Genomic DNA, 25714 nt, shown 5'->3' on the forward strand with positions numbered 1-25714 from the left:
GGCTGGAGGGAGGCTTGCTCGTCCGGGAGTCAGGACATCTGGTCCGGACATCGGGGAGCGGGTACCGGGTTGAATTCGGGGCGTTCGCCGCGGTCAGCGCACACGGCCGCAGCGGGGGAAGGGTCGCCGGGCACGGCTGAGCAGGTGCCAGAACCGCTTGCCGCAGTCGGGCCATTTGCCCGGCGAGAGCTGATGCCCGCGGGGTTTCGGGCCGTCCGCCGAGCGAGGGGCTTGTGGGGGGCAGCGTGCGGGACGGCCTTCGGGGCGGGTCAGCCGGTTTTGCGTTCTCGGAAGTCCAGGGCCGCGGTGACGTGGTCGGTGTCGGGTTGGGGCAGGGCGGCCAGGTCGGCAAGGGTCCAGGCGATGCGCAGGCATCTGTCGGCTCCTCGGGCGGTCAATAAACCGCGGTCCAGGGCTCGGTCCAGGACTGCGGTGGCGGGCGGCGGCAGGGCGAAATCTCGGCGCAGGACGGGGCCCGGGACTTCGGTGTTGGACAGCCAGCCGTGTTCGTGCCAGCGGTGTTTGGCTCGGTCGCGGGCGGCTAGGACCCGGGCTCGGACGGTCGAGGACGGTTCGGGGGCGGTGGATTGGTGGGCGGAGATCGCGGTTAGGGGGCGTAGGCGGACGCGGAGGTCTACTCGGTCCAGGAGTGGGCCCGAAAGGCGCGACAGGTAGCGGCGGCGGGTGGTGACCGAGCAGGTGCAGTCGGTTTCGCGCGGTGGGGCGCAGGGGCAGGGGTTGGTGGCCAGGACCAGTTGGAACTGGGCGGGATAGCAGACGACGCCTTTGGCACGGGCGATGCGGACTTCGCCTTCTTCCATGACGGTGCGGAGCGAGTCGAGGCGCTGGTTGCCGAATTCGCAGGCCTCGTCCAGGAAAAGCACGCCTCGGTGTGCCCGGCTGATGGCACCGGGAGCGGCCAGGCCGGTGCCGCCGCCGATGAGGGCTGGTGGGCTGATCGAGTGGTGTGGGGCGACGAAGGGCGGGACGGTTACCAGGGGCGATGACTTTGAGAGGGAGCCGTCGACCGAGTGGATGGCGGTTACTTCCAGGGATTCGGCCGGGGCGAGATCCGGCAGCAGGCCGGGGAGGCGTCTGGCGAGCATGCTTTTGCCGACGCCGGGTGGACCGGTGAGCAGGAGGTGGTGGCCGCCTGCTGCGGCGACTTCCAGGGCCCACCTGGCTTCTGGCTGACCTACTACGTCGGCCAGGTCGGGGACTTCCGCGGGCGCGGCCGCTGTGGGAGCGGCGGGGAGTTCTAGGTCGGCTTCGTCTTTGAGCCAGGCGATCAGTTCGGCCAGGCGGGTTACCCCGGAGACTTCCAGGCCGTCGACCAGGGCGGCTTCGACCAAGGACTCGGTGGGTACTACGGCGCGTTCGTGGCCTGCGGCTTTGGCCGCCAGCAGGCCGGGGAGGACGCCGCGGACGGGGCGGATTCGGCCGTCCAAAGCCAGTTCTCCCAGCAAGATGGTGTGCAGGAGTTTCCGGGCTGGGACGGCGCCGATGGCGGCCAGGACGGCGGCGGCGATGCCCAGGTCGTAGCCGGAGCCCATTTTGGGCAGATTGGCGGGAGACAGGGCCAAGGTGATTTTGCCGTCGGGCCAGGATTGGCCGGAGTTGCGGACTGCGGAGCGGACTCGGTCTTTCGCCTCGCGGAGGCCAGCGTCAGGCAGGCCGACCAGGGTGACCCGGCTCAGGCCGCCGCCTAGATCGGCTTCGATTTCTACTACGCGGCCTTCGATGCCGAGCAAGGCGACGGACCAGGTTTTGGCGTGTGGCATCAGAAAGCACCCGCCAGGTGCCGGACGACCGGCTCTACGCCATCGGGGGCGTAGACGGTCACGACGTCGTAGCGGATGCGGCACCAGCCGACTCGATGTTCCTTGAGCCAGCGCATGGCGGCCCGGTGGACGCGGTCGATCTTGTCCGGTGTCACCGACTCGGCCGGCGTGCCGTATTCGGTGCTGGAGCGGGTTTTGACCTCGCAGAAGATCACCCGGTCGCCCTCGGAGAGGACCAGGTCCAACTCGCCCTCGCGACAATGCCAGTTCCGGCTGAGCAGGACCATGCCGGCGGCCTGGAGATGCCGGGCGGCGAGATCCTCGCCCCAGCGGCCGAACGTCCGGCGCCAGGCCGCGCCGGGGTGCGGGCCGTCGTTCATGGTGTCCCCCTCGGACAGCGTGAGCACCGCCGATCACGGTGCGTGTGCTGTAACGATCGCAGCGTGACCAAACACGGCGCCAGGGGGATTCAGCGCAGCTGTGGATAACCCGCAGGTTGTGGATCAGCGCTGGTCCGCGGGGGAGAAATCCAGGCGGATTGTCGGTGCGGTGTGCGGGGGGCGGAGAACGACGAAGGCCACCCGGGCAAGTGCCGGGTGGCCTCGTGGCGAAAAAACGGGGATCAGCCCGAGAACGGGCCGTCCTCGGGAAGCCGCAGGTCGGGTTTGTCGAGTTCTTCGACGTTGACGTCCTTGAACGTGATGACCCGGACGTGCTTGACGAACCGGGCGGGGCGGTACATGTCCCACACCCAGGCGTCCGACATGCGCACCTCGAAGTACACCTCGCCGCCGCCGTCGCGGACCTGGACGTCCACCGCGTTGGCCAGGTAGAACCGCCGCTCGGTCTCCACCACGTACGAGAACTGGCCCACTATGTCGCGGTACTCGCGGTACAGCGAGAGCTCCATCTCGGTCTCGTACTTCTCGAGATCCTCTGCGCTCATGAAATCCGCGCCCCTCCTCGCGTTCGTCCTGCTCCGGCGGCGGAGCGTTCATTCTTACCCACCGAGCGGCCCGGGGCACGGACCGGCCCGCCCGCTTTTTCCAGGGCATTCTCCAGTGCAGCGTAGGTGAGCACGACCGGATGCGGCGCAGTGAGTCCGTGCGCGAGGGCGACGGTGGCGACATTCGTGTAGGACCAGCGGTGCACCGGGCTCGGGCCGTGCTCACTCAGCGCAGCCAGATGGTCCGAGGTGCTGTAGCCCTTGTGCACGTCGAAGCCGTACGCCGGCAACTCTTCGTGCAGGCCGGCCATGATCCGGTCCCTCGTCACCTTCGCCAGGACCGACGCCGCCGCGATGCTCGCGACGCTGCGGTCTCCCTTGATCACCGCGACATTCGGCGCGGGAATGCCGGGAACCGGGAAGCCGTCGGTGAGGACGTACCCGGGATGGGTGCGCAGACCGGCGACGGCGCGGCGCATGCCCTCCAGGTTCATCACCCGGATGCCGAGCAGGTCCACCTGCTCGGAAGGAATGACGATCACCGAGTAGTCGAGGGCGCGGTGCAGGACCCGGTCGTACACCCGGTCCCGGGCCTTCGCGGTGAGCATCTTCGAATCGGTCAGCTCGGGCAATCGTGCGCCGTCGCCCGGACGGAGCACGCACGAAGCCACCACGAGGGGGCCAGCGCAAGCTCCGGCACCGGCTTCATCGACCCCGGCGACCGGGCCGAGGCCGCGTCGTTCGAGTGCGCCTTGCAGACCCCAGAACAGCTCGCCGCGCACCACAGCACGCGGCGGGCGCGGCGGTTCTGCCGGCGTACGGGGAGGAGGAAGAGTCACCGGAACACCACCCGGGAGTCGCGGACGACGGAGCGCACCGCTCAACGTCTCCGGCCGGCCGCCTTGCGGAGGCCTGCCTTCAACCGGCGTCCGACGAAGAGCGTCGGCACCGCGGTGGCGAAGCCGATGCCGAGCGGCAGCCCTTGCTGCCAGGCGGGCGCGCCGAGCGCGACCGGCTGGGCGTTCTCCTGCGGATTGTGGTCCGAGATCCCGCCCCAGCGGCCCGGCGGCAGCACGATGATGCGGGCCTTGCCGATGACGTCGTCGACCGGCACGGCACCGTTGGGTCCGCCGCCGCCCTGATAACGCGAGTCGGCGGAGTTGTTGCGGTTGTCGCCCATCACCCAGAGCGCGCCCTGCGGGACCTTCACCGGGGCGAACGACTCCTGAACGGGGTGGTTCTTGTCTTCCCAGTGGATGTAGGGCTCGTCGAGGGCCTTGCCGTCGACGATCACCCGGTTGCGGTCGTCGCAGCACTGGACGGTCTGGCCACCGGTGGCGATGACGCGCTTGACGAAGTCCCGCTCGTCCGGCGGCGCGAAGCCGACCAGCGAGCCGAGACCGCGCAGCGCGCGCACGACGATGTTGCTCGACTCCTGCGGTGCGATCTCGTTCTCGGTCCACGCGGGCGGGCCCTTGAACACGATCACGTCCCCCGGCGAGGGGTCGGTGAAGTCGTAGGTGACGCGGTCGACCAGGATCCGGTCGCCGGTACACCCGGGGCAGCCGTGCAGCGTGGCCTCCATCGATCCCGAGGGGATCATGTAGACCTTCGCGAGGAACGCCTGAATCACGATCGTGAGCACCAGGGCGATCACGATCAGGATCGGCAGTTCCTTCCAGAACGACCGCTTTTTCGAGGACTTGCCTCGCCGGTGCGACCCCCGACGCCCGCCGGACCGTTCCTGGTCCTCGTCCGGGCGTTCGGGGCCGTCCTCATCGGCGTTCCGCGACACAGGTTCGACCACGTCGCCAGGCTACCGGTAACCGACTCGCCACTCAGCGGGCAGAGGTGGTCTCGCGGTTCTCGCGGCGCTCCTTGATCTTGGCCTTCTTGCCGCGCAGCTCGCGCAGGTAGTACAGCTTCGCCCGGCGCACGTCGCCGCGCTTGAAGACCTCGATCTCGGCCACGTTCGGCGAGTGCACCGGGAAGGTGCGCTCGACACCGACGCCGAACGAGACCTTGCGGACGGTGAAGGTCTCCCGGACGCCGCCGCCGTGCCGGCGGATCACGACGCCCTGGAAGACCTGGTTGCGCTCGCGGTTGCCCTCGATGACGCGGACGTGCACCTTGAGCGTGTCGCCGGGGCGGAAGGCCGGGATGTCGGAACGCAGTGACTGCGCGTCCAGCGCGTCCAGGGTGTTCATCGGTGGTCCGTCCTCGTATTCGTGTGGCTTACGTACAGCTTGAGCGCGCAGTGGAGTTCACTGCGACTAGCCCGGGGCTGATGGCATTCACGGCTGGCTTCGCGGCTTCTCGCTTCGACCGGTGGCCAAAGTACAAAATGACGCGTCACGCCAACCAATCCATTATGGCAGAGGCCCCCGGAGACCTCGCACGGGGCCTATCCGGGCTGGTCGTCCAGCCCTTCGAGCACCTCGCGGTCCCGCTTGTCCAGGCTGCCTTCCGGCAGTTGGGCCAGCAGATCCGGCCGCCGGAGCGCGGTGCGCTCCAGCGCCTGGTCGCGCCGCCAGCGGTCGATGAGCGCGTGGTTGCCCGAGCGCAGCACGTCCGGCACCGGCAGGTCGCGCCACACCTCCGGGCGGGTGTAGCTGGGGCCTTCGAGCAGGCCGTCGGAGAACGAGTCCTCGGCCGCCGACCGGGCGTTGCCGAGCACGCCCGGCAGCAGCCGGACCACGGCCTCGACCATCACCAGCACCGCGGCCTCGCCGCCGACCAGCACGTAGTCCCCGATCGAGACCTCGTCGACCGGCATCCGGCGGGCCGCGTCGTCCACGACCCGCTGGTCGATGCCCTCGTAGCGGCCGCAGGCGAACACCAGGTGCTTTTCCTCGGCGTAGGCGTGCGCCAGCTCCTGGGTGAACGGTTTGCCCGCCGGGGTCGGGACCACGAGCCGGGTGCCTTCGCCGCACACGTCGTCCAGGGCCGGGCCCCAGATCTGCGGCTTCATGACCATGCCGGGGCCGCCGCCGTACGGCGCGTCGTCGACCGCGCGGTGCACGTCGTGGGTCCAGTCGCGCAGGTCGTGCACACCGACCTCGATGAGGCCGCGGTCGATCGCCCGGCCCAGCAGCGCGGCGCGCAGCGGGTCGAGGTACTCGGGGAAAATGGTGACGACGTCGATGCGCAAGCGGTTACCAGTTCCAGTACTCGGTGGCCTCGGCGTGCCACGGGCTCGGGACGTCCTGGTCGATCGCGAAGGCCATGCCGAGCCCCTTAGCGATCTTGATGCTGCGGTGCAGCGTCTGGCGGACCGGCGACCCAGCGGGCAGCCCGTTGTCGTCCGACCAGGTCTCGGTCTGCGTGATGCAGGTGCGCGCCCCGAAGCGGGCGTTCGAGCACGGAGCGGGCGCGCCCCAGGTCTGCAGATGCTCGAAGTGGACGACCTTGCCCGAACTCTGCTCGGTGATCGTTCCGCGCGCGACGAGCCGGTAGTCGGTGGACGGCACGGTCCAGCGCACGTAGTGCTGGCGGCCGCCGTCGGACGGGATCGGCGTACAGGCGGAGCCGGTGCACACGGACTCTTCGGTGACCCGCTCCGAGTAGTACGTGCCGTTGCCGTCCCAGCCGTCGATCAGCACCCAGTCGCCCGAGCGGACGAAGTGCTCGGCGGTCGCGGGCGGCCAGGTGACCGGGTCGCCCCAGGTGATCTGCGATTCGGTGGCCGATTGCGGCGACCATGCCCACTGGAACGCCTTCTCTCCCGGCGGCGCGTACTGGCCGGCGCTGCGCTGGAACATCAGCGAAAAGTCGCCGTACACCGGCGAAGCGGCCTGCGCGGGCGGCGCGGCGAAAGCGGTGGCCAGAACGGCTGCGAAGGCAGCCTTCGCCCAGAACTTCACGAACTCCCCCTCAGCCGGCGTCGAGGAGGCCTTCGGGCGGATCGAGCACGACCCGGCCCCCCGCGACATCCACCACCGGAACGATGGCGCGGACGAAAGGTACCAACATCGAGCGTCCGTCGTGATCGAGTTCGAGCAGTTCCCCGGCAGGCGAGTGGACCACCTCGACGACCTTGCCCACGACCGTCCCGTCGGCCAGCTCGGCGCGCAGGCCGGCCAGCTCGTGGTCGTAGAACTCGTCCGGGTCTCCGGTGGGCGGCAAAGTGTCCGTGTCCGCCAGCAGCAGGGCGCCGCGCAGGGCTTCCGCGACGTCGCGCGTGAGAACTTCCTCGAAACGCACCAGCAGCCGCCCGCTGTGTTCGCGGGCGGCTGCGATGGTGAGTTCTCTCGTGCTGCCGTCGCGCAGCTTCGTCGTGACGGCCGCACCGATCGCGAACCGCTGCTGCGGCGAATCCGTGCGCACGTCGACCGCGAGCTCGCCGCGGATGCCGTGCGCCTTCGCGATACGGCCGACTACGACGTCCATATCTGACCGTTTCCGAGAATCCGGGTCAGCGATCGGTGTCGACGACGTCCACGCGGACGCCTCGGCCGCCGATGCCGCCCATCACGGTGCGCAGAGCGGTCGCGGTGCGCCCGCCCCGGCCGATCACCTTGCCGAGATCGTCGGGGTGGACGTGCACCTCAAGCGTGCGGCCACGACGCGTGGTCAGCAGCTCGACCCGGACCTCGTCCGGGTTGTCGACGATCCCGCGCACCAGGTGCTCGAGGGAGTCGGCGAGGAAGCTCACTCGGACTTCTCGCCCTCAGCGGCTTCCGCCTTCTCGGCCTCGGCCTTCTTCGGGGCCGACTTCTTCTTCGGCGTGACGGCCTCGGTGGAGGGCTCCTCGCCGGCCGCGGCCAGCGCCGCGTTGAACAGGTCCTGCTTGGACGGCTTCGGCTCGGCCACCTTCAGGGTGCCCTCGGCGCCCGGCAGGCCCTTGAACTTCTGCCAGTCGCCGGTGATCTCGAGGATGCGCTGGACCGGCTCGGTCGGCTGCGCGCCGACGCCCAGCCAGTACTGCGCCCGCTCGGTGTCGACCTCGATGAAGCTCGGCTCTTCCTTCGGGTGGTACTTGCCGATCGTCTCGATGGCCTTGCCGTCCCGGCGGGTGCGCGCGTCGGCGATGATGATGCGGTAGTACGGCGCACGGATCTTGCCGAGGCGCTGCAGCTTGATCTTGACGGCCACGGGTGTGGGTACTCCTCAGTGCTGTGTGGTGCGGGGCGCGCGCCGAACCCGTGGGGACAGGCTTGCGGCGCCCGGAGGTCAGGAGCTTCCACACGGCGAGAGGGTCCGGCGGAAGCGGGCAAGCGAACATTCTGCCAGATGCCGTCGTTGTGCCTGCGCAGGGGCTCCCTCGGACGCCCGCAGGGGCCTCAGAAGGACGCGACGCCGAGCGCGCCGAGCAGGATCGCGACCGCGGGCAGGAAGTTGTTGACCGCGTGCGCGACGACGCTGCCCGCCAGCCGTCCGGTGGACAGCCGGGCCAGCCCGATCGGGATGGAGATCACCAGCAGCAACGTGGTGCGCAGCGGTTCCAGGTGGCTGGCCGCGAAGACCGCGGTGGACAGCAGGAACGCGGCGACCCGGCCCCAGCGCTCGCTGCGCCACTGCAGCCGTTCCACCGCGCCCCAGAGCAGGCCGCGGTAGATGATCTCCTCGCAGATCGGCCCGAGCAGCCACAGGTAGCCGAACATCACCGCGGCGGCGGGTACGGACATCTTGCGGTCGTCGACCAGCGCGCTGATCGCCGACGTCGCGTCCGCCGAGCCGACCAGCTCGGTCCACACGTAGGCGCTCAGCGAGGTGAGCAGGAGGCCGAGCATGCCGAATTTGAGCCCGGTCCAGACGTCCGGCCAGCGCCATTCGAGCCGCAGGTCGAGCTTCGGGCCGTTGCCGCGCACGACGGTGATCAGCACCGCGGCGCCCGCGGCGATCATGGTGGGCAGCATCGTGCCGAGCAGCACTGTGCTGATCGGCAGCGGCCTGCCCGGAGCGGTCGGCCCGGCCAGTGCGCCGATGAACGCGGCCGACGCCAGCAGCACCGCCTCGACCAGCAGGAACGCCCCGAATCCCCAGCGATGTGCCGGGAACGCGGTCGGTTCGGCCACGAAGTCCTCCGGGGAGAGCGCACGGGAGAAAGGTTCACGGGGCTGTGATGTGGTCACGCCCGCCTCCCCGTGCTCGCTCTGCTCACTGGTCGAGCCTAGCGGCCGAAATGGTTTCGCACAGTACTCGACCGGTCACCGGTTTCCCTCAATGCCCGATGAAGAGAAGGACGGCCGGCGGCAGGTTGTTGGCCGCGTGCGCGAGCACGCTCGCCGAGGTCCGGCCGGAATAGTGCCGCGCCAGCCCGAGGACGAGACCCTGGCCGAACAGCGCGATCGTGCGCGTGGTCTCGCCGTGCAGCAGCGCGAACATCAACGAGGTGAGCACGAGCACCACCCACGGCGGGATCTTGTAGTGCAGCAGGGCGTTCCACAGCGCCCCGCGCAGCAGCAGTTCCTCGGTGAGCGGGACGGCGATCACCAGCACCAGCGCGGTCGCGATGAGCCAGACCGGGCTGCCGCCGGACACGTCGGGCAGGTCGGTGAGCGGGCTGTCGGACACCTCGTCGCCGCCGAAGACCGCGATTTCGGCGGCGTTCAGCACGAAGCCGGCGACGAGCGCGAGCAGGCCGCAGGCGAGGCCGATGCGGAGGTCGCGGCCCCGGGTGCGGAGCCCGAAGTCGCGTTCGGGACCGGAGCCGTATCGCAGCGAGGCGATCGCCGGGCCGAGGCCGAGGATCAGGTTCGGCAGGAACGCCAGCAGCAGCAACGGTCCCGCGTACGCCTCGACCGGGTCGTCGTCGCCGACGTGCCGGTTGAACGCGGCCGCGGTGAGGAGGGTGACGAGGTAGTAGCCGGCTACTCCGAAAAAGAACGCGGCGAATGCCCAATGGGCGCCCAGAACTCGCTTTCCCCCACCGTCTTCGGCCACAGGTTCACGCTATGTGCCTGTGGTGTGGCGCGTCGAGGCGGGGTCGCGCAGAGGTTGCAGGCGGCGAAGCGGGGGTCAGTGGAAGACGGTGCCGCCCAGAACGATGTGGGTCGGGTGGTGCAGCGCGGCCAAGTCGGCGCGCGGGTCGTCGGCGTAAACGATCAGGTCGGCCGGGGCGCCGTGTTCGATGCCGGGATGGCCCAGCCATTCGCGCGCTTCCCAGGAAGCGCTTGCGAGAGCCTGCGTACGCGACATCCCCGCGCGGTGGAGCGCTTCGACTTCGTCGGCGATACGGCCGTGCTCGACCATGCCGCCCGCGTCCGTGCCCGCGAAGACGCGTACGCCCGCTTCGACGGCCGAGGACACCATGTCAGCCACACCGGCGTGCAGTGCGCGCATGTGGGCCGCGTACGTCGGGTACTTGCCTGCCTTGTCCGCGATGCCCGGGAAGTTCTCGATGTTGATGAGCGTGGGCACCAACGCGACGTCGCGGCGCGCGAGTTCGGTGAGCTGGTCTGACGACAGTGCGGTGCCGTGCTCAAGACAGTCGATGCCTGCGCCGATCAAGCCTGGCAGCGCTGCTTCGCCGAACACGTGCGCGGTGACGCGCGCGCCGAGGTCGTGGGCGATGCGGATGGCTTCGGTCAGTACATCGTCCGGCCAGAGCGGGGCGAGGTCGCCTTGGCCGCGGTCGATCCAGTCGCCTACGAGCTTGACCCAGCCGTCGCCGTCGCGGGCCTGTTCGGCGACTGCTTCGGGCAGCAGGGCCGGGTCGTCCAGTTCGATCGCGAAGCCGGGGATGTACCGCTTCGGCAGCGCCAGATGGCGTCCGCAGCGGATGATCGTGGGCAGGTCGGCGCGGGATTGCAGCGGCCGGACGTCGAGCGGCAGGCCGCAGTCGCGGATCAGCAGGGTGCCCGCGTCGCGGTCGGTCGCGGCCTGGTCCGCCGCATCCGCCACCGACAGTCCGCCGTGCGGGCCGAGGCCCGGGTGGCAGTGCGCGTCGACGAGCCCGGGGACCACGAATCCGCCCGCGGACAGCGTTTCCGCGCCGGGAACCGGCTCGAACGACAGCTTTCCGTCCTGGATCCAGAGGTCACGCGGTTCGCCGTCGGGCAGGACGGTGCCGGAGAGGTGCAGCGGGCTCAATTGTTCTTCGGGTCCTTCGGCAGCTTGAACTTGGACGGGTCGAAACCGGGCACGTCGTTCATGCCGCCGAGCTGGGACAGGTCCGGCATCCCGCCGGGCATCCCGCCGCCGGGGGGCAGCATCGGCATGCCGCCGGGCATCCCGCCGCGCATCTTCGGCTGCGTGGGGCCCTTCTTGCCCTTCTTCCCCTTCTTGCCCTTGCGGTTCTTGCTCCCGCCGCCTCCGCCGCCGAAGCCGAACCGGCCCGCCATCTGCGCCATCATCTTGCGCGCCTCGAAGAAGCGGTTGACCAGGTCGTTGACCTCGCGGACGGTCACGCCCGAACCGTTCGCGATGCGCAGCCTGCGCGAGCCGTTGATCATCTTCGGGTCGGCGCGCTCGGCGGGCGTCATGCCGCGGATGATCGCCTGGAGCCGGTCGAGCTGCTTGTCGTCGACCGCGGCGAGCTGGTCTTTCATCTGGCCCGCGCCGGGCAGCATGCCGAGCAGGTTGCCGATCGGGCCCATCTTGCGCACGGCGAGCATCTGCTCGAGGAAGTCCTCCAGCGTGAGCTGCCCGCTGGTGAGCTTCTGCGCGGCCTGTTCGGCCTGCTCCTGGTCGAAGTGCTGTTCGGCCTGCTCGATCAGGGTCAGCACGTCGCCCATGCCCAGGATGCGCGAGGCCATCCGGTCCGGGTGGAACGTGTCGAAGTCTTCGAGTTTCTCGCCGTTGGACGCGAAGAGGATGGGCTGGCCGGTGACCTCGCGGACGGACAGCGCGGCACCACCGCGGGCGTCGCCGTCGAGCTTCGTGAGCACCACGCCGGTGAAGCCGACGCCGTCGCGGAACGCCTCGGCCGTGGTGACCGCGTCCTGACCGATCATCGCGTCGACCACGAACAGGACTTCGTCCGGCTGCACGGCCTCGCGGATGTCCGCGGCCTGCTTCATCAGCTCTTCGTCGACACCCAGGCGACCGGCGGTGTCGACCACGACGATGTCGTGCTGCGCGTGCTTGGCCTCTTCGATGGCGCGGCGGGCGACGTCGACCGGGTCGCCGACGCCGTTGCCCGGCTCCGGCGCGAACGTGGTGACGCCCGCGCGCTCGCCGACGATCTGCAGCTGGTTGACCGCGTTCGGCCGCTGGAGGTCACAGGCGACCAGCATCGGCGCGTGGCCCTGCTTCTTCAGCCACATCGCCAGCTTGCCGGCCAGTGTCGTCTTGCCCGCGCCCTGGAGACCGGCGAGCATGATCACCGACGGCGGGTTCTTGGCCAGGTTCAGCCGCCGCGTCTCGCCGCCGAGGATGCCGACGAGCTCCTCGTTGACGATCTTCACGACCTGCTGTGCCGGGTTCAGCGCCTGGGAGACCTCGGCGCCCTTCGCCCGGTCCTTGATCTTCGCGATGAACGCCTTGACCACCGGGAGCGCGACGTCCGCTTCCAGCAGCGCGATGCGGATCTCGCGCGCGGTGGCGTCGATGTCGGCGTCGGACAGCCTGCCCTTGCGCGAGAGCGACTGCAGGGCCGAGGTGAGCCGATCGGAGAGGGTGTCGAACACGGGGGTGCACGCTCCAGCTGGGTCGAAAGTTCGCGTGCCGGGCGGCGCTCGGCACCCCCGGCATCTTCCGAGGGTAGCCGCCCCGGCCGCCCGGCCTTCACGGGTACGGGGAGGGTACTACGCGTACACGTATTAATTGACCGGATGACAACACCTCAACCACGCGAAAACCGCTCGACCAGCGTCGGCGATTAAGTAAACATAGGCGTATGACATCAGCTACTGCCCGGCGTCCGACGCTCGCCGAACCGGCAGGAGACGAGGACGAACAGGTCCCGTTCCGCCGCATCGCGGGCCTGTTCCGGCCGCACCGGCGGGCGCTGGCCGGGCTGGGCGCGCTGCTGGTCGTGCAGGCCGGGCTGGGCGTCACCTCGCCGTTCCTGCTGCGCGAGATGCTGGACGACGCGCTGCCGCACCGCGACGTCCTGCTGGTCAGCCTGCTGGCGGCCGGGATGATCGCCGCCGCGCTGGGGTCCGGCGCGCTGAGCGTGCGGACCACCGGGCTGTCCAACACCATCGGCCAGCGGGTGATGAACGAGCTGCGGGTCGCGGTGTACAGCCATCTGCAGCGGATGTCGCTGGGCTTCTACACCCGGACCAAGACCGGCGAGGTGCTGTCGCGGGTGTTCAACGACATCGGCGGCGTGGACAACGTCGTGACCGGGACCGCCGCTTCGATCGTGCAGAACGGCACCACGGCGCTGGCGATCGCGGTGGCGATCCTGGTCATGGACTGGCAGCTGGCGCTGTTGTCGCTGGTCGTCGTGCCGTTGTTCCTGCTGTTCACGCTGCGCCTCGGCGGCAAGCAGCGCAAGCTCGCCCGCGGCCGGACGCGGCGGATGGCGCGGCTGACCACGATCGTCGAGGAATCGCTGTCGGTCACCGGCGTGCTGCTGGCCAAGACGATGGGCAACGCGAAGCTGATGCGCGACCGGTTCGCCGAGGAATCGCGCGAGGTCGCGGCGCTGGAACGCAGTGCCGCGCTGGCCGGGCGGTGGCAGCGGGCGGCGCGGACGATGAGCCTGACGATCATCCCGGCGCTGGTCTACTGGGCGGCCGGGCTGGAACTCGCGGGTGGCGCGGCACCGATCTCGCTGGGCACGGCCGTCGCCTTCACCAGCATGTTGAACCGGCTGCTCGCGCCCGCGACGGCGATGCAGACGGTGGGCCAGAACGTCTCGTCGGCGAAGGCGTTGTTCGGGCGGATCTTCGAGGTGCTCGATCTGCCGGTGGAGATCGACGACCAGCCGGGCGCGCGGACGCTGCGTCCGAGCGGCGGGGCGGTTTCGATGCGCGGGGTGTCGTTCCGTTACGACGACGAAGGCCCGTGGACGCTGCGCGACATCGATCTCGACGTGCCCGCGGGGACCACGACGGCGCTGGTCGGGTCGACGGGTTCGGGGAAGACGACGCTCGCTTACCTGGTCGCTCGGCTGTATGAGGTGACTGAGGGAAAGGTGTGCGTGGACGGGACGGACGTCCGGGACGTCACGCTCGCGTCGCTGGCCACCGGAGTCGGGCTGGTGTCGCAGGAGACGTATCTGTTCCACGCCTCGGTGCGGGAGAACCTGCGGTTCGCGAAGCCGGACGCCACCGACGAGGAACTGGAGAACGCCGCGAAGGCCGCGCACATCCACGACACGCTGGCCGCGCTGCCGGAGGGGTACGACACCGTGGTCGGGGAACGCGGCTACCGGTTCTCCGGCGGGGAGAAGCAGCGGATGGCGATCGCGCGGATCCTGCTGCGCAATCCGCCGGTGCTGATCCTGGACGAGGCGACGAGTTCGCTGGACAACCGCACGGAACGGGCGGTGCAGGCGGAACTGGACCGGCTCGCCGCGGGCCGCACGACGATCGCGATCGCACACCGTCTGTCCACTGTGGAGCATGCGGACCAGATCGCGGTGCTGGACGCGGGACGGATCGTCGAGCGGGGGACGCACGCGGAGCTGCTCGCCTCGGACGGCAGGTACGCCGCGCTGGTGCGGGGAGAAACCGCCTAATGTGGCCGCATGGAGACCGAACCCGACGTTCACCGGGCCGACGAGCTCGCGACGCTGGCCCGGGCGGTGCGCGAGGGCGTCGGACGGCTGAACTGGCGGATGCGCTCCGAAGCGGACACTCCAGCCCCGGGACCGGCTGTGCTGGCGGTGCTTTCGCGGCTGTACCGGGGCGGCACGCACACTCCGGGCGAACTGGCCGAGGCCGAGCGGATGCACCCGCAGTCGCTCACGCGGATCCTGGCCTCGCTGGCCGAACGGGAATGGATCACGCGCACCCCGGATCCGGCGGACGGGCGGCGATCGCTGATCGACATCACCCCGGCCGGGCTGCGGGAACTGCGCGACTACTCGATCGCGCGGGAGGCCTGGCTGGCCGCGGCCGTCGAACGGACGCTGAGCCCCACCGAACAGGAGCTGCTCCGGCTCGCGGCCGGGCTGCTGACGCGGATCGCGGATTCCTGAGGCGGGGAGTTCCGGGGCGGCCGCTCCCCACGGCCGTCCCCGGAACCAAGGCGGAAGAGCTCACCTCCCCAGGAGGCCTTCCGCCGCAGGCACGCGGAGCGGTTCCCCCTCGACCACCCTGCGTTGGGGAGAAGTCTGCCGTCCGGGACCGGGCGCGCGGCAGCGTGAAGTCCCCCAATCCGGACTGAGTAGGACTACTCAAACGCGGGTGTCGGGCCCCGCGGAGTCGCTCGTGAATTCGAAGAGCGGTTCGGCGTCGGCGAGTTCCTCGGCCGAACAGCTGACCGCGCAGGCGGCGGCTTGGAGGACCTCGGTGAGAACCTCGACTTCGGACGGCGAGACCGTGGCGAGCGCCGGGTTGCGGACGTCCATGCGACCGGCGAGACCGGCCAGTGCGTGGGACAGCGCGTGCTGGCCCGCGACCAGCTGGGCGACGACTTCGGAGAGCTCGCCGAGGGTGGCGGCGGATCCGTCGCCGCGCAGCAGGGCGGAGAGTTCTTCGGCGCAGGTGCGGAGGTGTCCGGCCACGACTGTCGGGGGCAGTGAAAGCTCCGGCAGGTTCTCGTGACCTCGCACCGCGTTCACCTCGCCCCTTGCCCGGACCCGCCATCCTGCCATCGGAACCGGCCCTTTCGCTCCCGACACCCCGGATGGGTGAGCCCGGATGGCGCAATCCGGGCGGGTCTGCCTGGTCATCCGCCGTCAGGAGACGGCGGCCAGAACGGCGTCGGTGATCGCGGCTCGCCAGGACGGGGTGACGTGCCCGGAGCGCGGCGAGAGGGCGAACGAGTCGACGACGGCACCGCCCAGGGTCGCGGCTTTCGCCCAGTGGACGTCGGCCTCGGCGCGGCGCAGGGCGCTCGCCACGCGGAAGAGCAGGCCGATCCGGTCGGCGGCGCGCAGCTCCAGCACGACGGCGTCGGGGCCGCTCGTTTCGTCGTCGAACCAGCGCACCACCGGCTTGACCACGACCGCCGACGAGGTCGCGTAGTCGCGTTCCTTCGCGGCCAACCGCTGGGTGAGCGGCATCGTCCCGGCGACCGCGCGGGCGAACTGTTCCCGCAGCAGCGCGGGATCCGGCAGCGACCCGAACTTCGGCGACGCGGTGAAGACGCCTGCCCGGCCGCAATGCTCGCGCAGCACCGCCGAGTGGACCTCCAGGGAGTTCAGCGCCAGCACCCCGGCCGCGGGAGCGAGCAGTTCACGGTCCGCGGGCACGGCCAGCAGCACCGTGACGACCTTGCCGTGTGCGGAGATCCGGACTTGGCCGACGCCGGTTCGGGTGGCTTCGGCGACGAGCTCGCGTTGGTCGTCGTCCAGGGGCTCCGGCGGCGTGAAACCCTTGCCGTGCACGGCTTCCTCGCAGCCGCTGACCAGTTCGGCGAGCAGGCGGTCCTTCCAGTCGGTCCAGACGCCGGGGCCGGTGGCCAGCGAGTCGGCTCGGGTGAGGGCGTGCAGGAGTTCCAGCAGGACGACGTCGCGGTCCAGGGTTTTCACCACGCGCGAGACGGTCGCGGGGTCGCCGATGTCGCGTCTGGTCGCGGTGTGCGGGAGCAGCAGGTGGTGGCGGACCATCGCGGAGACCGTCGCGACGTCCGCGGGCGGCAGGCCCAACCGTTGCGCTACTGAGGCGGAGATCTTCGCGCCCAGCTCGGAGTGGTCGGCTTCGCGGCCCTTGCCGATGTCGTGCAGCAGCGCGCCGATCAGCAGCAGGTCCGGCCGCGACACGGTGGTGGTCAGTTTCGCCGCTTCGACGCACGCCTGGACGAGATGCCGGTCGACGGTCCATTGGTGCACTGGCGAGCGCGGCGGCAGGTCGCGCACGGCACCCCATTCCGGGAACAGCCGGGCCCAGAGGCCGGTGCGGTCGAGGGCTTCGACCGCGTCGACCAGCCCCTCCCCCGCGCCCAGCAGTTCGACGAGGGCGTTGCGGGCGTCGTCCGGCCACGGTTCGCGCAGTTCGGGGGCGGACTCCGCGAGCGTGCGCAAAGTGCCCGGCGAGATGGGTTTTCCGGCACGAGCGGAGGCCGCTGCGGCACGAAGCAGGAGCGCTGGGTCTCGGGCGGGAAGAGCGTCGCGGGCCAGCGCGACCTCGTCGCCGTGCAATACGACGCCCTCCGCCAACGGGCGCCGGACCGGTCGACGGCCGAAGCGCGGGCGGGGTTGCTCCACAGCAGACCGAAGAGCGACATCGACGGCGTACGCGATGGTTCGGCCCGCTCCGGAAAGCTTGCGCGCCAGAGCGAATCGGTCGCCGAGTTCCAGTTCGTGTGCCACGACGTCGGCGTCGGCAGCGCTGAGAATGTCTCGTTCGCGACGTGCTTCGCGGCGCAGTTCGGTGCGGACGTCGAGCAGGAGCTGCTTGGCTGCCAACAGGTCTTCGCCCGGTCGCGCGGTGAGCTGTCCGGCCGCGAGGGCTTCCAGCACGCCGAAGTCACGCAGGCCGCCGCGGCCGTGTTTCAGGTCCGGCTCGGCGGATTGGGCGATCTCGCCGCTGCGCCGCCATCGGCTGTGGACGGATTCGGCCAGCTCCGGCAAGCGTTTGCGGGCGGTGCGCCGCCACTGGTCGCGGGCGGCGGAAGCGAGGCGTTCGGTGAGCGCCGGGTCGCCCGCCAGGTGCCGGGCGTCGAGGAGGCCGAGCGCGGTACGCAGGTCCTCGGCGGCGACTTTCAGCGCCTCGCCGGGCGTGCGGACCGAGTGGTCGAGACCGACCCGCGCGTCCCACAACGGGTACCACAGCGCGTCGGCGATCTTTCCTACCTGACTGTTTCCGTTGTGCAGCAACACTAAATCGAGATCGGAGTACGGCACCAGCTCGCGCCGTCCCAACCCCCCTACGGCGACCAGCGCGACACCTGGGTCCGCGGTGTCGACGCCGGCCGCCGTCGCTCCCTTCCCGAGCCAGAACTCGTACAGATCGACCAAGGAGTTCCGCAGTGCGGGTGCTCCGTGCCGTCCTTCGAGCAGCAGCGCAGTGGCTCGGGCGAGTTCTCCCCCGTCGGTCATCGGCTACAGCGCGTCCGTGCCGCGTTCGCCCGTGCGGACCCGGATCACTGTCTCCACCGGAGTCACCCAGACCTTCCCGTCGCCGATCTTCCCGGTGTGCGCGGCGGTGGTGACCGCGTCGAGGACCTTCTCGACCACGACGTCGTCCACCACGACCTCGATCTTCAGCTTGGCCACGAAGTCCACCGAGTACTCGGCCCCCCGGTAGACCTCGGTGTGGCCCTTCTGCCTGCCGTAGCCCTGGACCTCGCTCACCGTCATCCCGAGCACGCCCAGCTGCTCCAGCGAGGAGCGGACGTCGTCGAGCGTGAACGGCTTGACGATCGCGGTGATGAGCTTCATGCCTTGGTCTCCTCGAGTTTCGTGACGGGCTTGACCGGGAACGTCGCCGAGTGGCCGAGGCCGCCCATGCCGGTGAAGTCGTAGGCGCTCTCCGCGTGCTGGCCCTCGTCGATGCCGCTGACCTCGTGTTCGGCGCTGACGCGGAAGCCGCCGGCCTTCTTGATCGCGAAGCCGATGATCAAGGTCATGACGAACGAGTAGCCCAGGACGGCGAGCGCGGCGACCACCTGGATGCCCAGCTGCTTGAAGCCGCCGCCGTAGAAGAGGCCGTCCGCGCCCGCCGAGTTCACGCTCGTAGTGGCGAAGAAGCCGATCAGCACGGTGCCGACGAGACCGCCGACGAGGTGCACGCCGACGACGTCGAGGGAGTCGTCGAAGCCGAAGCGGAACTTCAGCGAGATGGCCAGCGCGCACAGCACCCCGGCGATCACGCCGATCGCGATCGAGCCGAGCGGGCTCACGAAACCGCAGGCGGGGGTGATCGCGACCAGCCCGGCCACCGCGCCGGAAGCCGCGCCGAGCGTGGTCGGCTTGCCGAACTTCAGCTGTTCCACGACCAGCCAGCCGAGCACCGCGGCCGCGGTCGCGACAGTCGTGTTGGTGAACGCGACGGCCGCGAGGTCGTTCGCGCCGAGCGCGGAACCGGCATTGAAGCCGTACCAGCCGAACCACAGCAGCGACGCGCCGAGCAGGACGAACGGGACGTTGTGCGGACGGCCGGTGTCCTTGGGCCAGCCCTTGCGCTTGCCGAGGACCAGCGCGAGGGCGAGCCCCGCGGCGCCCGCGTTGATGTGCACCGCCGTGCCGCCCGCGAAGTCGAGCGCCTTGAGCTGGTTGGCGATCCAGCCGCCCGCCGAATCCTTGCCGGTGAATCCGTCGAACGAGAACACCCAGTGCGCGACCGGGAAATACACGACGACGACCCAGATCGTCACGAAAAGCGTCCAGCCCCAGAACTTCGCGCGATCCGCGATGGCTCCGGAAATGAGTGCCGGGGTGATGATCGCGAACATCAGCTGGAACATGCAGAACGCGAGCAGGGGCAACGCGTCCGGTCCCGGCCACGGAACGGCTGGCGGCCCTTCGCTGGCGAGCCCGACGAGCTTGCCGAACGCGTCCGACAGGCCGGCGAAGTCGAGGTTCCCGACCAGGCCGCCGAAAGCGTCGTCGCCGAAGGACAGCGAGAACCCGAAGAGCACCCACAGCACCCCGACTATCGCGAGTGCGATGAAGTTCATCATCAACATGTTCAAAACGCTCTTCGCGCGGACCATGCCGCCGTAAAAGAACGCGAGGCCCGGGGTCATGAGCATGACCAGCGCGGCGCTGATCAGCACCCAGGCGGTGTCTCCGGCGTTCAGCACAATCGTCCTCCCGTGCCGTGGGCAACTGCAGAGGAAGTGTTGGCCGCCGGTGTTTCACCAGGCTTCGGTTCACGTTTCCCTCGCGTGAACTCCGGCACGCGGGTTGTTACGAGGACGTTTCCAGGGATCCAGGGCGAAATGTCCGGTCAGGCAACCTCATGGTCGAATAGCGCCATGTCTTTGCCTGATCGGGTGATCGAAGCGCTGCGCTGTTCGGTGTGCGCGGAGCCGGTCGAGCTGACCGGCCGGACGCTGTGCTGCGAGCGGCGGCATTCGTTCGATCTGGCCCGGCAGGGTTACGTCAACCTCCTGCACGCGCGCATCCCGGCTGGGACGGCCGACACCGCGCCGATGGTGGACGCGCGCGCGGCGTTTTTGTCTTCCGGGGCGTACGCGCCGCTCGCCGAAGCGGTCGCCGAGGTTGGTTCTGCTCCTGGATTGATCATCGACGCCGGTGCTGGGCCGGGCTATTACCTCTCGCGAGTGCTGGATGACGCGCCGGACGCGGTCGGGCTCGCGCTGGACGTGTCGGCGATCGCGTTGCGGCGGGCCGCGCGGGCGCACGCGCGGCTGGGTGCGGCGGTGTGGAACCTGTGGGAGCCGTGGCCGGTGGCCGACGGGGTGGCTTCGGTGGTGCTGGACGTCTTCTCGCCGCGGAACGCCGCGGAGTTCCACCGGGTGCTCGCGCCGGGCGGGAAGCTGGTGGTGGCCTCGCCGTTGCCGGGGCATCTCGCGGAACTGGGCGACCTGGTGCTCGCGGTGGACGCGCGGAAGGAAGAACGGCTCGAAGCCGCGCTGGGCGGGTTGTTCGTGCGGGAGTCCGGGGTCGAGGTGGTCCGGACTCAGGCGTTCAGTGCCGCGCAGGTGCGGGATGTCGTGGCGATGGGGCCCGCGGGATTTCACCTGGACCGGGACGGGCGGCGGGAACGGCTCGAAGCGGCGGCGGGGCGGGACGTGACGCTGGCGGTTTCGGTGAGCGCTTGGCGGAAGAGGGACGACGGGCCGTGACCCGGCTACGCCCAGCTGAACCGGGCGACGTCGGGGCGATCTGCCGCTTCGGCGAAAAGCACATCCCGCCGCACTACACCCCGCTGATCGGCGATGCAGCCGCCCACCGACAAGTCCGCCGGTGGTGGAACGAATCGCATATCGGCGCAGCCGTGATGGAGGGGCGGGTTGTCGTCGCCGACAACGACGGGCACATCGTCGCCGTGGGACAGCGCGGAGCGGACCACGTCGTCTACAAGCTCTACCTGCACCCGGAACACCGCGGCCGCGGGCTGGGCCGGCGGCTGCTCGACGCTCTCGCCAGCCAGCTGCCAGCCAGCGTCGACAAGCTGCGCATCGAACACTTCGCCGCCAATGAGCGGGCCGGGGCGTTCTACGAGCGGGAAGGCTTCGCGGTCGAACGGATCGAACCGGACCCCTCCGGGGATCCGGCGCTCGCGGTGGTCTGGCGCGCCCGCCCGATCACTGTCCGGGAGGAATGGCCGCGACCCCCAGCACTGGGTTAGCGTGGCGGTCGATGAACGAACGCACTTGGGGCTTCCGCACCCGTGCCTTGCACGCCGGCGGCACTCCCGACCCCGCGACCGGGGCCCGCGCGGTGCCGATCTACCAGACGACCAGCTTCGTGTTCGAGGACGCGGCCGACGCGGCCAATCTGTTCGCGCTGCAGAAGTACGGGAATATCTACAGCCGGATCGGCAACCCGACCGTCGCGGCGTTCGAGGAGCGCATCGCGAGTCTCGAAGGGGCCATCGGCGGGGTCGCGACGGCCAGCGGGCAGGCGGCGGAGTTCCTGACGTTCGCGGCGCTCGCGGAGGCTGGCGACCACATCGTGTCGGCTGCCGGGCTGTACGGCGGCACCGTCACGCAGCTCACCGGAACACTCGCGCGGTTCGGCGTCGAGACGACATTCGTGCGCGGCGACACCGAGGACTACGCCAAAGCGGTGACCGACCGCACGAAGCTGATCTACACCGAGGTGATCGGCAACCCGAGCGGCGCGATCGCGGACCTCGACGGACTGGCCGATCTCGCGCGTTCGCACGACATTCCGCTCGTGGTCGACGCGACGCTCGCCACGCCGTACCTCTGCCGCCCGATCGAACAAGGCGCGGACATCGTCCTGCACTCCGCCACGAAGTTCCTCGGCGGGCACGGCACGACGCTCGGCGGGATCGTCGTCGAGGCGGGAACCTTCAACTGGGGCAACGGAAAGTTCCCCCGGATGACCGAGACCGTCGACAGTTACGGCGGGCTCAAGTACTGGGAGAACTTCGGCGAGTACGCGTTCTGCACGCGGCTGCGCGCGGAGCAATTGCGCGACATCGGCGCGGTGCTGTCGCCGCATTCGGCGTTTCTGCTGCTGCAGGGCGTGGAAACGCTGCCGCAGCGGATGGACGCGCATGTCGTCAACGCGCAGGCGATCGCGGAGTACCTGAACGCGGACCCGCGGGTCGCGTGGGTGTCTTACGCGGGGTTGCCCGATCATCCGGATCACGAGCGGGCGGCGCGGTATCTGCCGCAGGGGCCCGGCGCGGTGTTCTCGTTCGGGGTGAAAGGCGGACGCGCGGCGGGCGAGAAGTTCGTGGAGTCGGTGGAACTGTTGTCGCACTTGGCGAACGTCGGCGACGCGCGGACGTTGGTGGTCCATCCGGCCTCGACGACACACGCGCAACTGTCCGAGGAGCAGCTCGCCGCGGCGGGCGTCGGCGCGGACTTGATCCGGCTGTCCGTCGGGCTGGAGGACGTCGAGGATCTGCTGTGGGACCTCGACCAGGCCCTCGACCAGGCGGTGAACGCGTGAGCTACGACGTCGGAGCGGTCGAACGGCGGCGTCTTCTCGGGCGCGCGAAATCGGTGACGGTCGTGGGCGCGTCGGCGAATCCGGCGCGGCCGAGCTACTTCGTGGCGACGTATCTGCTGTCTTCGACGCGGTACGAGGTCAATTTCGTGAACCCGCGGCTCGGCACGCTGCTGGGGCGGCCGGTGTATCCGTCGCTGGCGGACGTGCCGGGCGATCTGGATCTGGTGAGCGTGTTCCGCAAGCACGACGACCTCCCCGGGGTGGCCGAGGAGGTCATCGAGGCCGGCGCGCGGACGTTGTGGCTCCAGCTCGGCCTGTGGCACGAACCGGTGGCGGACCGCGCCCGCGAGGCGGGGCTGGACGTGGTGATGAACCGCTGTGTGAAGATCGAACACGCGCGGTTCGCCGGCGGGCTGCATCTCGCCGGGTTCAACACGGGAGTGATCAGTTCCCGGCGGCAGTCCGCACCCTGACCAGGACACGAGCGGCACCGGGGCAACGCCGTCCGGACCCGGTCGTCTCGGCGACCTGCCGCTCCGGCGGCCGCGTTCCGTCCAGCTTCAGCTGACCGTCGCGACCAGGAACTCCTCCCCCGACGCCGCCAGCCCGTCCGAACGGTTCGGCAGATACCGCTTGGTCAACTCCGCCGCGCTGACCTGCCGGACGTCGTGAAAACCGCACTCCCGCGCGAAATCCAGCATCTCGTCCGGCGCGAAGAAGCTCACGAACGGCGTCCCCGCCGCCTTCGCGCCCTTCATCGCCGCTGCCCGGGCCGCGCGATCGGGTTCGTCCAGGTACTCCTCCGGCATCTGGAACGTCATCGCCACCACGGTGCCCGGCGCGAAACCGGCGAGCGCGCGCAACGTCGCGGCGTTCGCCTCGCGAGTCAGGTACATGCTGACTCCGGTCGAGGCCACCACCGCGGGTTTCTCCAGCTCGAAACCGTTGGCGGCCAAGCGTTCCGGCCACTGTTCGCCGGATTCGAAATCGACCGGCACGAACCGGTGCGGGGCGGGCAGCCCCAGTTCGGCCAGCCGCGCGCGTTTCCACTCCTGCGTCCCCGGCTGGTCGATCTCGAACACTCGCACGCCCAGTTCCGGTTCCCGCTGCGCGAACGTATCCAGCCCGGCGCCGAGCAGGACGTACTGCGAGACCCCGCGTTCACGTACCAGATCTTCGACAAACCGGCTGCGCACCGCGATTCCCGCGCGAAACCGCCGGGTGAAGTCCAGGTCCATGTCCGGCCGGGACCGCCAGTCCGGGCCCGGATCGGCCAGCCGGAGACCGATCTCGTCGGCCAGCGCGTGCGGCGGCGGATCGGCGAGCACGTGCAGCGCACGCCACAACGCGACGCGCACCGCGGTGTGGTCCGGCTCGCTCACTTCGGGGCCCGCAGCGTCCAGATCCGGCCGTCCGGGTCGCGCACAGTCATCTCACGCGTGCCGTAGTGGGTGTCTTCGAACTGCGTGACGACGTCGAGTTCCGCGTCGACCGACTCGTCCGGCACCGCCACCACCACGGCCGTGCGCGGCTCCTGGTTTTCGGGCACCTCGACGACGAACACCGGCGCGCCGTCGCCGTTCGAGAGCTGCCCCGAGTTGTGGTCGGTCTCGAAATCGAGGCTGAATCCCACGCGCTGCAGGAACTTCGCGGTCTTGCCCCAGTTGTGCGTCTCCATGACGAACATCGTGATGCCGTCGCTCATGTCAGCCGTCCTCTCGTTGTCCGGGCGGGGTGCCGAGATAAGCCCGCAAGGCCGCGGTGACCAGCGCGGACAGCGACTGCTCGGTCTCGATCGCCCGGTACTTCACCTGCTTGATCAGTTCGACCGGCAGGTAGACGTTGAATTGTTTGACCTCTTCACCGGCCATCCTAGGATGCTAGCAATCTAGCCAACGGCGGACAAGGCCCTGCCGCGGCGCTCGTGAGAGGGTGGAGGCATGGCGAAACCCTCCGGGCTGCAGATCAGGAACATCATCGCCGCCGTCCTGATGGCAGCCGCGTTCGTGTTCAACCTGGTGAGCGGCGGCCCGTGGTGGGTCACCGCGATCGTCGGCGTCGCGGCTCTGCTGTCGTCCTTCTCCGCCTACCTGAACCGGCCCAGCGCGCGCGGCTGACCCGTCCGTTCATTCCGGCCCGCACGCTCGGGCAGGAAGCGCTCTCGTTCACCCTTCGTCCGCACTGACGTCGTTTCCGGTTCAGCCTCCGCTGCTCTACTCGGCGCGGCCCGATCGCGGCAGCCGAAGGAGTGTTGGTGGCAGGGAACGGCTTCACCGTCCACACGGACGAGTTGCACACATTCAGCGAGTACCTGGACAAGACGACCGTGCCGACGGTGAACGACTCCGCGAAGGCGGTGGACGACGCCAACGGCGGGGACATCGACGCGTTCGGCGTCGTGCTCGCGCAGGTGCTCGCCATTCCCGCGCGGATCGCGCTGAAGGCCGTCTCGGACAACCTGCACGGCGTCGCGAAGGACGTGACCGACAGCGCGGACAAGACGCGGCAGGCCAGCGAGCAGTACAGCAAGGGCGACCAGGACCTCGCGAAGGCGTTCGACAAGTTCAAGCCGGAGCAGGTGAAATGAGCGTCGTCGAGCCCATCACCGACTCGAACAGCACCACCGGCGCGGGTGTCGCGGACAGCTGGCACAGCGTCGTCTCGTCGATCCAGGAGATCCAGCACCTGCACGGAGCCGACGCGGCCGCGGTGGGGGTCGAGATCGGCGTCTCGATCGTCGGCGCGATCGCGGACACCGCGGCGTTCGTCCTCGACCCGTTCGGCAAACTGATCGCGGCCGGGCTCGGCTGGCTGATCGAGCACATCTCGTTCCTCAAAGAGGGCCTCGACAAGCTCGCCGGCGACCCCGCGGCGATCAGCAAGATGGCCGAGGAACTGCACAAGACCGCCGAAAATCTGCGCAACGCGGCGAAGGACCTGGACACCACGCTGCAGAAGACGGTCGCCAACTGGCAGGGCGAGGGCGCCGAGGCGTTCAAGAAGAACATCGGCGACCGGCGCGGCCAGATCGACAGCGCCGGGCACGCGGTCGACGTCGCAGGCTACGTGGTCAAAACGACGATGGCCCTGGTCTCCGTGGTGCGCTCGCTGATCCGCGACCTGATCACGACGTTCCTCGGCGACGTCATCGCGACCATGCTGATCGCGCTCGCGATGGCGGCGTTCACGTTCGGCGCGTCGATCGTGGTCGGGGTCGGGAACGTGATCCGGTCGGGGATCTCGCTGGCGCTGACGATGGCGTCCAAGATCGCCCGGGTGGTCGGCCTCGGAGGCCGGACCGCGAGCCGGCTGGCGCAACTGGCGGAAAAGGTGAAGCCCGGTCGCGGCGGCGGCTCGCACGGCGGCGGGAACAACCACGAGATGACCGACCTCGGCGGCGGCCATGGCGGCGGGGGCGGTCAAGGC

Annotated in this window: 31 protein-coding genes; 9 read left to right on the top strand and 22 right to left on the bottom strand. The window is 69.8% G+C overall.

Annotated elements, in window-relative coordinates:
* Window positions 1–269: 269 nt before the first annotated feature.
* The 15 genes from A4R44_RS32565 to ffh form a co-directional block, all read right to left on the bottom strand.
* The gene (locus A4R44_RS32565; RefSeq protein WP_067589187.1) at window positions 270–1781 is read right to left on the bottom strand and encodes a YifB family Mg chelatase-like AAA ATPase; all 1512 of its coding nucleotides are present in this window, start codon (window positions 1779–1781) and stop codon (window positions 270–272) included.
* Window positions 1781–2161, bottom strand: coding sequence for a YraN family protein (locus A4R44_RS32570; RefSeq protein WP_067589494.1), 381 nt, complete (start codon window positions 2159–2161; stop codon window positions 1781–1783). The genes A4R44_RS32565 and A4R44_RS32570 overlap by 1 nt, the downstream gene beginning before the upstream one ends.
* Window positions 2162–2403: 242 nt before the next feature.
* Window positions 2404–2727: a DUF2469 domain-containing protein gene (locus tag A4R44_RS32575; protein WP_003096226.1), complete on the bottom strand. Its 324-nt coding sequence runs from the start codon at window positions 2725–2727 to the stop codon at window positions 2404–2406.
* Complete coding sequence (locus tag A4R44_RS32580; protein WP_067589189.1) at window positions 2724–3512, bottom strand: ribonuclease HII; 789 nt, start codon at window positions 3510–3512, stop codon at window positions 2724–2726. Before A4R44_RS32580 ends, A4R44_RS32575 begins: the two co-directional genes overlap by 4 nt.
* 95 nt (window positions 3513–3607) lie before the next feature.
* Window positions 3608–4534, bottom strand: a complete 927-nt coding sequence (gene lepB / locus A4R44_RS32585; RefSeq protein WP_067589191.1) for a signal peptidase I — start codon at window positions 4532–4534, stop codon at window positions 3608–3610.
* A gap of 31 nt (window positions 4535–4565) precedes the next feature.
* Window positions 4566–4934, bottom strand: a complete 369-nt coding sequence (rplS, locus tag A4R44_RS32590) for a 50S ribosomal protein L19 (RefSeq protein WP_067589193.1) — start codon at window positions 4932–4934, stop codon at window positions 4566–4568.
* A gap of 197 nt (window positions 4935–5131) precedes the next feature.
* Window positions 5132–5878, bottom strand: coding sequence for a tRNA (guanosine(37)-N1)-methyltransferase TrmD (gene trmD, locus A4R44_RS32595; RefSeq protein ID WP_067589195.1), 747 nt, complete (start codon window positions 5876–5878; stop codon window positions 5132–5134).
* A gap of 4 nt (window positions 5879–5882) precedes the next feature.
* The gene (locus tag A4R44_RS32600) at window positions 5883–6590 is read right to left on the bottom strand and encodes a hypothetical protein (protein WP_067589197.1); all 708 of its coding nucleotides are present in this window, start codon (window positions 6588–6590) and stop codon (window positions 5883–5885) included.
* A 10-nt stretch (window positions 6591–6600) separates the two neighbouring features.
* On the bottom strand, window positions 6601–7116 hold the full coding sequence (rimM, locus tag A4R44_RS32605; RefSeq protein WP_067589199.1) for a ribosome maturation factor RimM: 516 nt from the start codon (window positions 7114–7116) through the stop codon (window positions 6601–6603).
* Between the two features lie 25 nt (window positions 7117–7141).
* Window positions 7142–7381 (bottom strand): RNA-binding protein, encoded by a 240-nt coding sequence (locus A4R44_RS32610; protein WP_003103110.1) that lies wholly within the window; start codon window positions 7379–7381, stop codon window positions 7142–7144.
* Window positions 7378–7821: a 30S ribosomal protein S16 gene (gene rpsP / locus A4R44_RS32615; protein WP_009074451.1), complete on the bottom strand. Its 444-nt coding sequence runs from the start codon at window positions 7819–7821 to the stop codon at window positions 7378–7380. The genes A4R44_RS32610 and rpsP overlap by 4 nt, the downstream gene beginning before the upstream one ends.
* A gap of 188 nt (window positions 7822–8009) precedes the next feature.
* Window positions 8010–8801 carry a type II CAAX endopeptidase family protein gene (locus tag A4R44_RS32620; RefSeq protein ID WP_067589201.1) on the bottom strand — a complete coding sequence of 264 codons (792 nt, stop codon included), beginning with the start codon at window positions 8799–8801 and terminating at the stop codon, window positions 8010–8012.
* Window positions 8802–8889: 88 nt separating this feature from the next.
* Complete coding sequence (locus tag A4R44_RS32625; RefSeq protein ID WP_067589203.1) at window positions 8890–9612, bottom strand: CPBP family intramembrane glutamic endopeptidase; 723 nt, start codon at window positions 9610–9612, stop codon at window positions 8890–8892.
* A gap of 75 nt (window positions 9613–9687) precedes the next feature.
* Window positions 9688–10761 carry an amidohydrolase family protein gene (locus A4R44_RS32630; RefSeq protein WP_067589205.1) on the bottom strand — a complete coding sequence of 358 codons (1074 nt, stop codon included), beginning with the start codon at window positions 10759–10761 and terminating at the stop codon, window positions 9688–9690.
* A complete protein-coding gene (gene ffh / locus A4R44_RS32635) occupies window positions 10758–12299 on the bottom strand; it encodes a signal recognition particle protein (RefSeq protein ID WP_067589207.1) in 1542 nt (513 codons plus the stop codon). Before ffh ends, A4R44_RS32630 begins: the two co-directional genes overlap by 4 nt.
* A gap of 209 nt (window positions 12300–12508) precedes the next feature.
* On the opposite strand from ffh, the gene A4R44_RS32640 reads away from it, so the two are divergent.
* The gene (locus A4R44_RS32640) at window positions 12509–14302 is read left to right on the top strand and encodes an ABC transporter ATP-binding protein (protein WP_067589210.1); all 1794 of its coding nucleotides are present in this window, start codon (window positions 12509–12511) and stop codon (window positions 14300–14302) included.
* Window positions 14303–14311: 9 nt separating this feature from the next.
* The gene (locus A4R44_RS32645; RefSeq protein ID WP_067589212.1) at window positions 14312–14764 is read left to right on the top strand and encodes a MarR family winged helix-turn-helix transcriptional regulator; all 453 of its coding nucleotides are present in this window, start codon (window positions 14312–14314) and stop codon (window positions 14762–14764) included.
* A gap of 198 nt (window positions 14765–14962) precedes the next feature.
* Here A4R44_RS32645 and A4R44_RS32650 read toward each other — a convergent pair whose 3' ends face one another.
* The 4 genes from A4R44_RS32650 to A4R44_RS32665 all read right to left on the bottom strand — a co-directional run bounded on the left by A4R44_RS32650 (window position 14963) and on the right by A4R44_RS32665 (window position 19476).
* Window positions 14963–15340 (bottom strand): hypothetical protein, encoded by a 378-nt coding sequence (locus A4R44_RS32650; protein WP_067589497.1) that lies wholly within the window; start codon window positions 15338–15340, stop codon window positions 14963–14965.
* Window positions 15341–15466: 126 nt separating this feature from the next.
* Window positions 15467–17770, bottom strand: a complete 2304-nt coding sequence (locus A4R44_RS32655) for a [protein-PII] uridylyltransferase (protein ID WP_067589214.1) — start codon at window positions 17768–17770, stop codon at window positions 15467–15469.
* A 3-nt stretch (window positions 17771–17773) separates the two neighbouring features.
* A complete protein-coding gene (locus tag A4R44_RS32660) occupies window positions 17774–18112 on the bottom strand; it encodes a P-II family nitrogen regulator (RefSeq protein ID WP_043827775.1) in 339 nt (112 codons plus the stop codon).
* A complete protein-coding gene (locus tag A4R44_RS32665) occupies window positions 18109–19476 on the bottom strand; it encodes an ammonium transporter (protein ID WP_067589216.1) in 1368 nt (455 codons plus the stop codon). Before A4R44_RS32665 ends, A4R44_RS32660 begins: the two co-directional genes overlap by 4 nt.
* A 174-nt stretch (window positions 19477–19650) precedes the next feature.
* On the opposite strand from A4R44_RS32665, the gene A4R44_RS32670 reads away from it, so the two are divergent.
* Genes A4R44_RS32670 through A4R44_RS32685 form a run of 4 tightly spaced genes read left to right on the top strand, consistent with a single transcriptional unit; the run spans window position 19651 to window position 22761 of the window.
* Window positions 19651–20484, top strand: a complete 834-nt coding sequence (locus tag A4R44_RS32670; protein ID WP_067589219.1) for a putative RNA methyltransferase — start codon at window positions 19651–19653, stop codon at window positions 20482–20484.
* The gene (locus tag A4R44_RS32675) at window positions 20481–20990 is read left to right on the top strand and encodes a GNAT family N-acetyltransferase (protein ID WP_067589221.1); all 510 of its coding nucleotides are present in this window, start codon (window positions 20481–20483) and stop codon (window positions 20988–20990) included. The genes A4R44_RS32670 and A4R44_RS32675 overlap by 4 nt, the downstream gene beginning before the upstream one ends.
* 11 nt (window positions 20991–21001) lie before the next feature.
* Window positions 21002–22288, top strand: coding sequence for an O-acetylhomoserine aminocarboxypropyltransferase/cysteine synthase family protein (locus tag A4R44_RS32680; protein WP_067589222.1), 1287 nt, complete (start codon window positions 21002–21004; stop codon window positions 22286–22288).
* Window positions 22285–22761 carry a CoA-binding protein gene (locus tag A4R44_RS32685; protein WP_067589225.1) on the top strand — a complete coding sequence of 159 codons (477 nt, stop codon included), beginning with the start codon at window positions 22285–22287 and terminating at the stop codon, window positions 22759–22761. The genes A4R44_RS32680 and A4R44_RS32685 overlap by 4 nt, the downstream gene beginning before the upstream one ends.
* 87 nt (window positions 22762–22848) lie before the next feature.
* On the opposite strand, the gene A4R44_RS32690 is transcribed toward A4R44_RS32685, so the two are convergent.
* The 3 genes from A4R44_RS32690 to A4R44_RS32700 are packed head-to-tail and all read right to left on the bottom strand — an operon-like array spanning window position 22849 to window position 24159.
* On the bottom strand, window positions 22849–23670 hold the full coding sequence (locus A4R44_RS32690; protein ID WP_067589227.1) for a class I SAM-dependent methyltransferase: 822 nt from the start codon (window positions 23668–23670) through the stop codon (window positions 22849–22851).
* On the bottom strand, window positions 23667–23993 hold the full coding sequence (locus A4R44_RS32695; RefSeq protein WP_067589229.1) for a glyoxalase: 327 nt from the start codon (window positions 23991–23993) through the stop codon (window positions 23667–23669). Before A4R44_RS32695 ends, A4R44_RS32690 begins: the two co-directional genes overlap by 4 nt.
* Before the next feature lies 1 nt (window position 23994).
* Window positions 23995–24159: a ribbon-helix-helix domain-containing protein gene (locus A4R44_RS32700; protein WP_067589231.1), complete on the bottom strand. Its 165-nt coding sequence runs from the start codon at window positions 24157–24159 to the stop codon at window positions 23995–23997.
* Between the two features lie 69 nt (window positions 24160–24228).
* Between A4R44_RS32700 and A4R44_RS49450 the strand changes: the two genes are divergently transcribed.
* From A4R44_RS49450 to A4R44_RS32710, 3 genes are all read left to right on the top strand, one after another.
* The gene (locus A4R44_RS49450; protein ID WP_167545671.1) at window positions 24229–24405 is read left to right on the top strand and encodes a hypothetical protein; all 177 of its coding nucleotides are present in this window, start codon (window positions 24229–24231) and stop codon (window positions 24403–24405) included.
* Window positions 24406–24542: 137 nt separating this feature from the next.
* Complete coding sequence (locus A4R44_RS32705) at window positions 24543–24875, top strand: type VII secretion target (RefSeq protein WP_093577208.1); 333 nt, start codon at window positions 24543–24545, stop codon at window positions 24873–24875.
* A partial coding sequence (locus A4R44_RS32710; RefSeq protein ID WP_369805974.1) for a WXG100 family type VII secretion target occupies window positions 24872–25714 on the top strand: 843 nt, incomplete at its 3' end. The genes A4R44_RS32705 and A4R44_RS32710, both read left to right, overlap by 4 nt.

Source organism: Amycolatopsis sp. M39 (genome assembly GCF_001651785.1).
In the GTDB taxonomy this organism is placed as follows: domain Bacteria; phylum Actinomycetota; class Actinomycetes; order Mycobacteriales; family Pseudonocardiaceae; genus Amycolatopsis; species Amycolatopsis rubida.

Bases quoted from the DNA above. Each gene is read 5' to 3' on its own strand.
- A4R44_RS32680 (WP_067589222.1), top strand. From the start codon at position 21,002: ATGAACGAACGCACTTGGGGCTTCCGCACCCGTGCCTTGCACGCCGGC.
- A4R44_RS32655 (WP_067589214.1), bottom strand. From the start codon at position 17,770: ATGACCGACGGGGGAGAACTCGCCCGAGCCACTGCGCTGCTGCTCGAA.
- A4R44_RS32570 (WP_067589494.1), bottom strand. From the start codon at position 2,161: ATGAACGACGGCCCGCACCCCGGCGCGGCCTGGCGCCGGACGTTCGGC.
- A4R44_RS32565 (WP_067589187.1), bottom strand. From the start codon at position 1,781: ATGCCACACGCCAAAACCTGGTCCGTCGCCTTGCTCGGCATCGAAGGC.
- rplS (WP_067589193.1), bottom strand. From the start codon at position 4,934: ATGAACACCCTGGACGCGCTGGACGCGCAGTCACTGCGTTCCGACATC.
- A4R44_RS32575 (WP_003096226.1), bottom strand. From the start codon at position 2,727: ATGAGCGCAGAGGATCTCGAGAAGTACGAGACCGAGATGGAGCTCTCG.
- A4R44_RS32640 (WP_067589210.1), top strand. From the start codon at position 12,509: ATGACATCAGCTACTGCCCGGCGTCCGACGCTCGCCGAACCGGCAGGA.
- A4R44_RS32660 (WP_043827775.1), bottom strand. From the start codon at position 18,112: ATGAAGCTCATCACCGCGATCGTCAAGCCGTTCACGCTCGACGACGTC.
- rimM (WP_067589199.1), bottom strand. From the start codon at position 7,116: ATGGACGTCGTAGTCGGCCGTATCGCGAAGGCGCACGGCATCCGCGGC.
- A4R44_RS32695 (WP_067589229.1), bottom strand. From the start codon at position 23,993: ATGAGCGACGGCATCACGATGTTCGTCATGGAGACGCACAACTGGGGC.
- A4R44_RS32670 (WP_067589219.1), top strand. From the start codon at position 19,651: ATGTCTTTGCCTGATCGGGTGATCGAAGCGCTGCGCTGTTCGGTGTGC.
- A4R44_RS32700 (WP_067589231.1), bottom strand. From the start codon at position 24,159: ATGGCCGGTGAAGAGGTCAAACAATTCAACGTCTACCTGCCGGTCGAA.
- A4R44_RS32645 (WP_067589212.1), top strand. From the start codon at position 14,312: ATGGAGACCGAACCCGACGTTCACCGGGCCGACGAGCTCGCGACGCTG.
- A4R44_RS49450 (WP_167545671.1), top strand. From the start codon at position 24,229: ATGGCGAAACCCTCCGGGCTGCAGATCAGGAACATCATCGCCGCCGTC.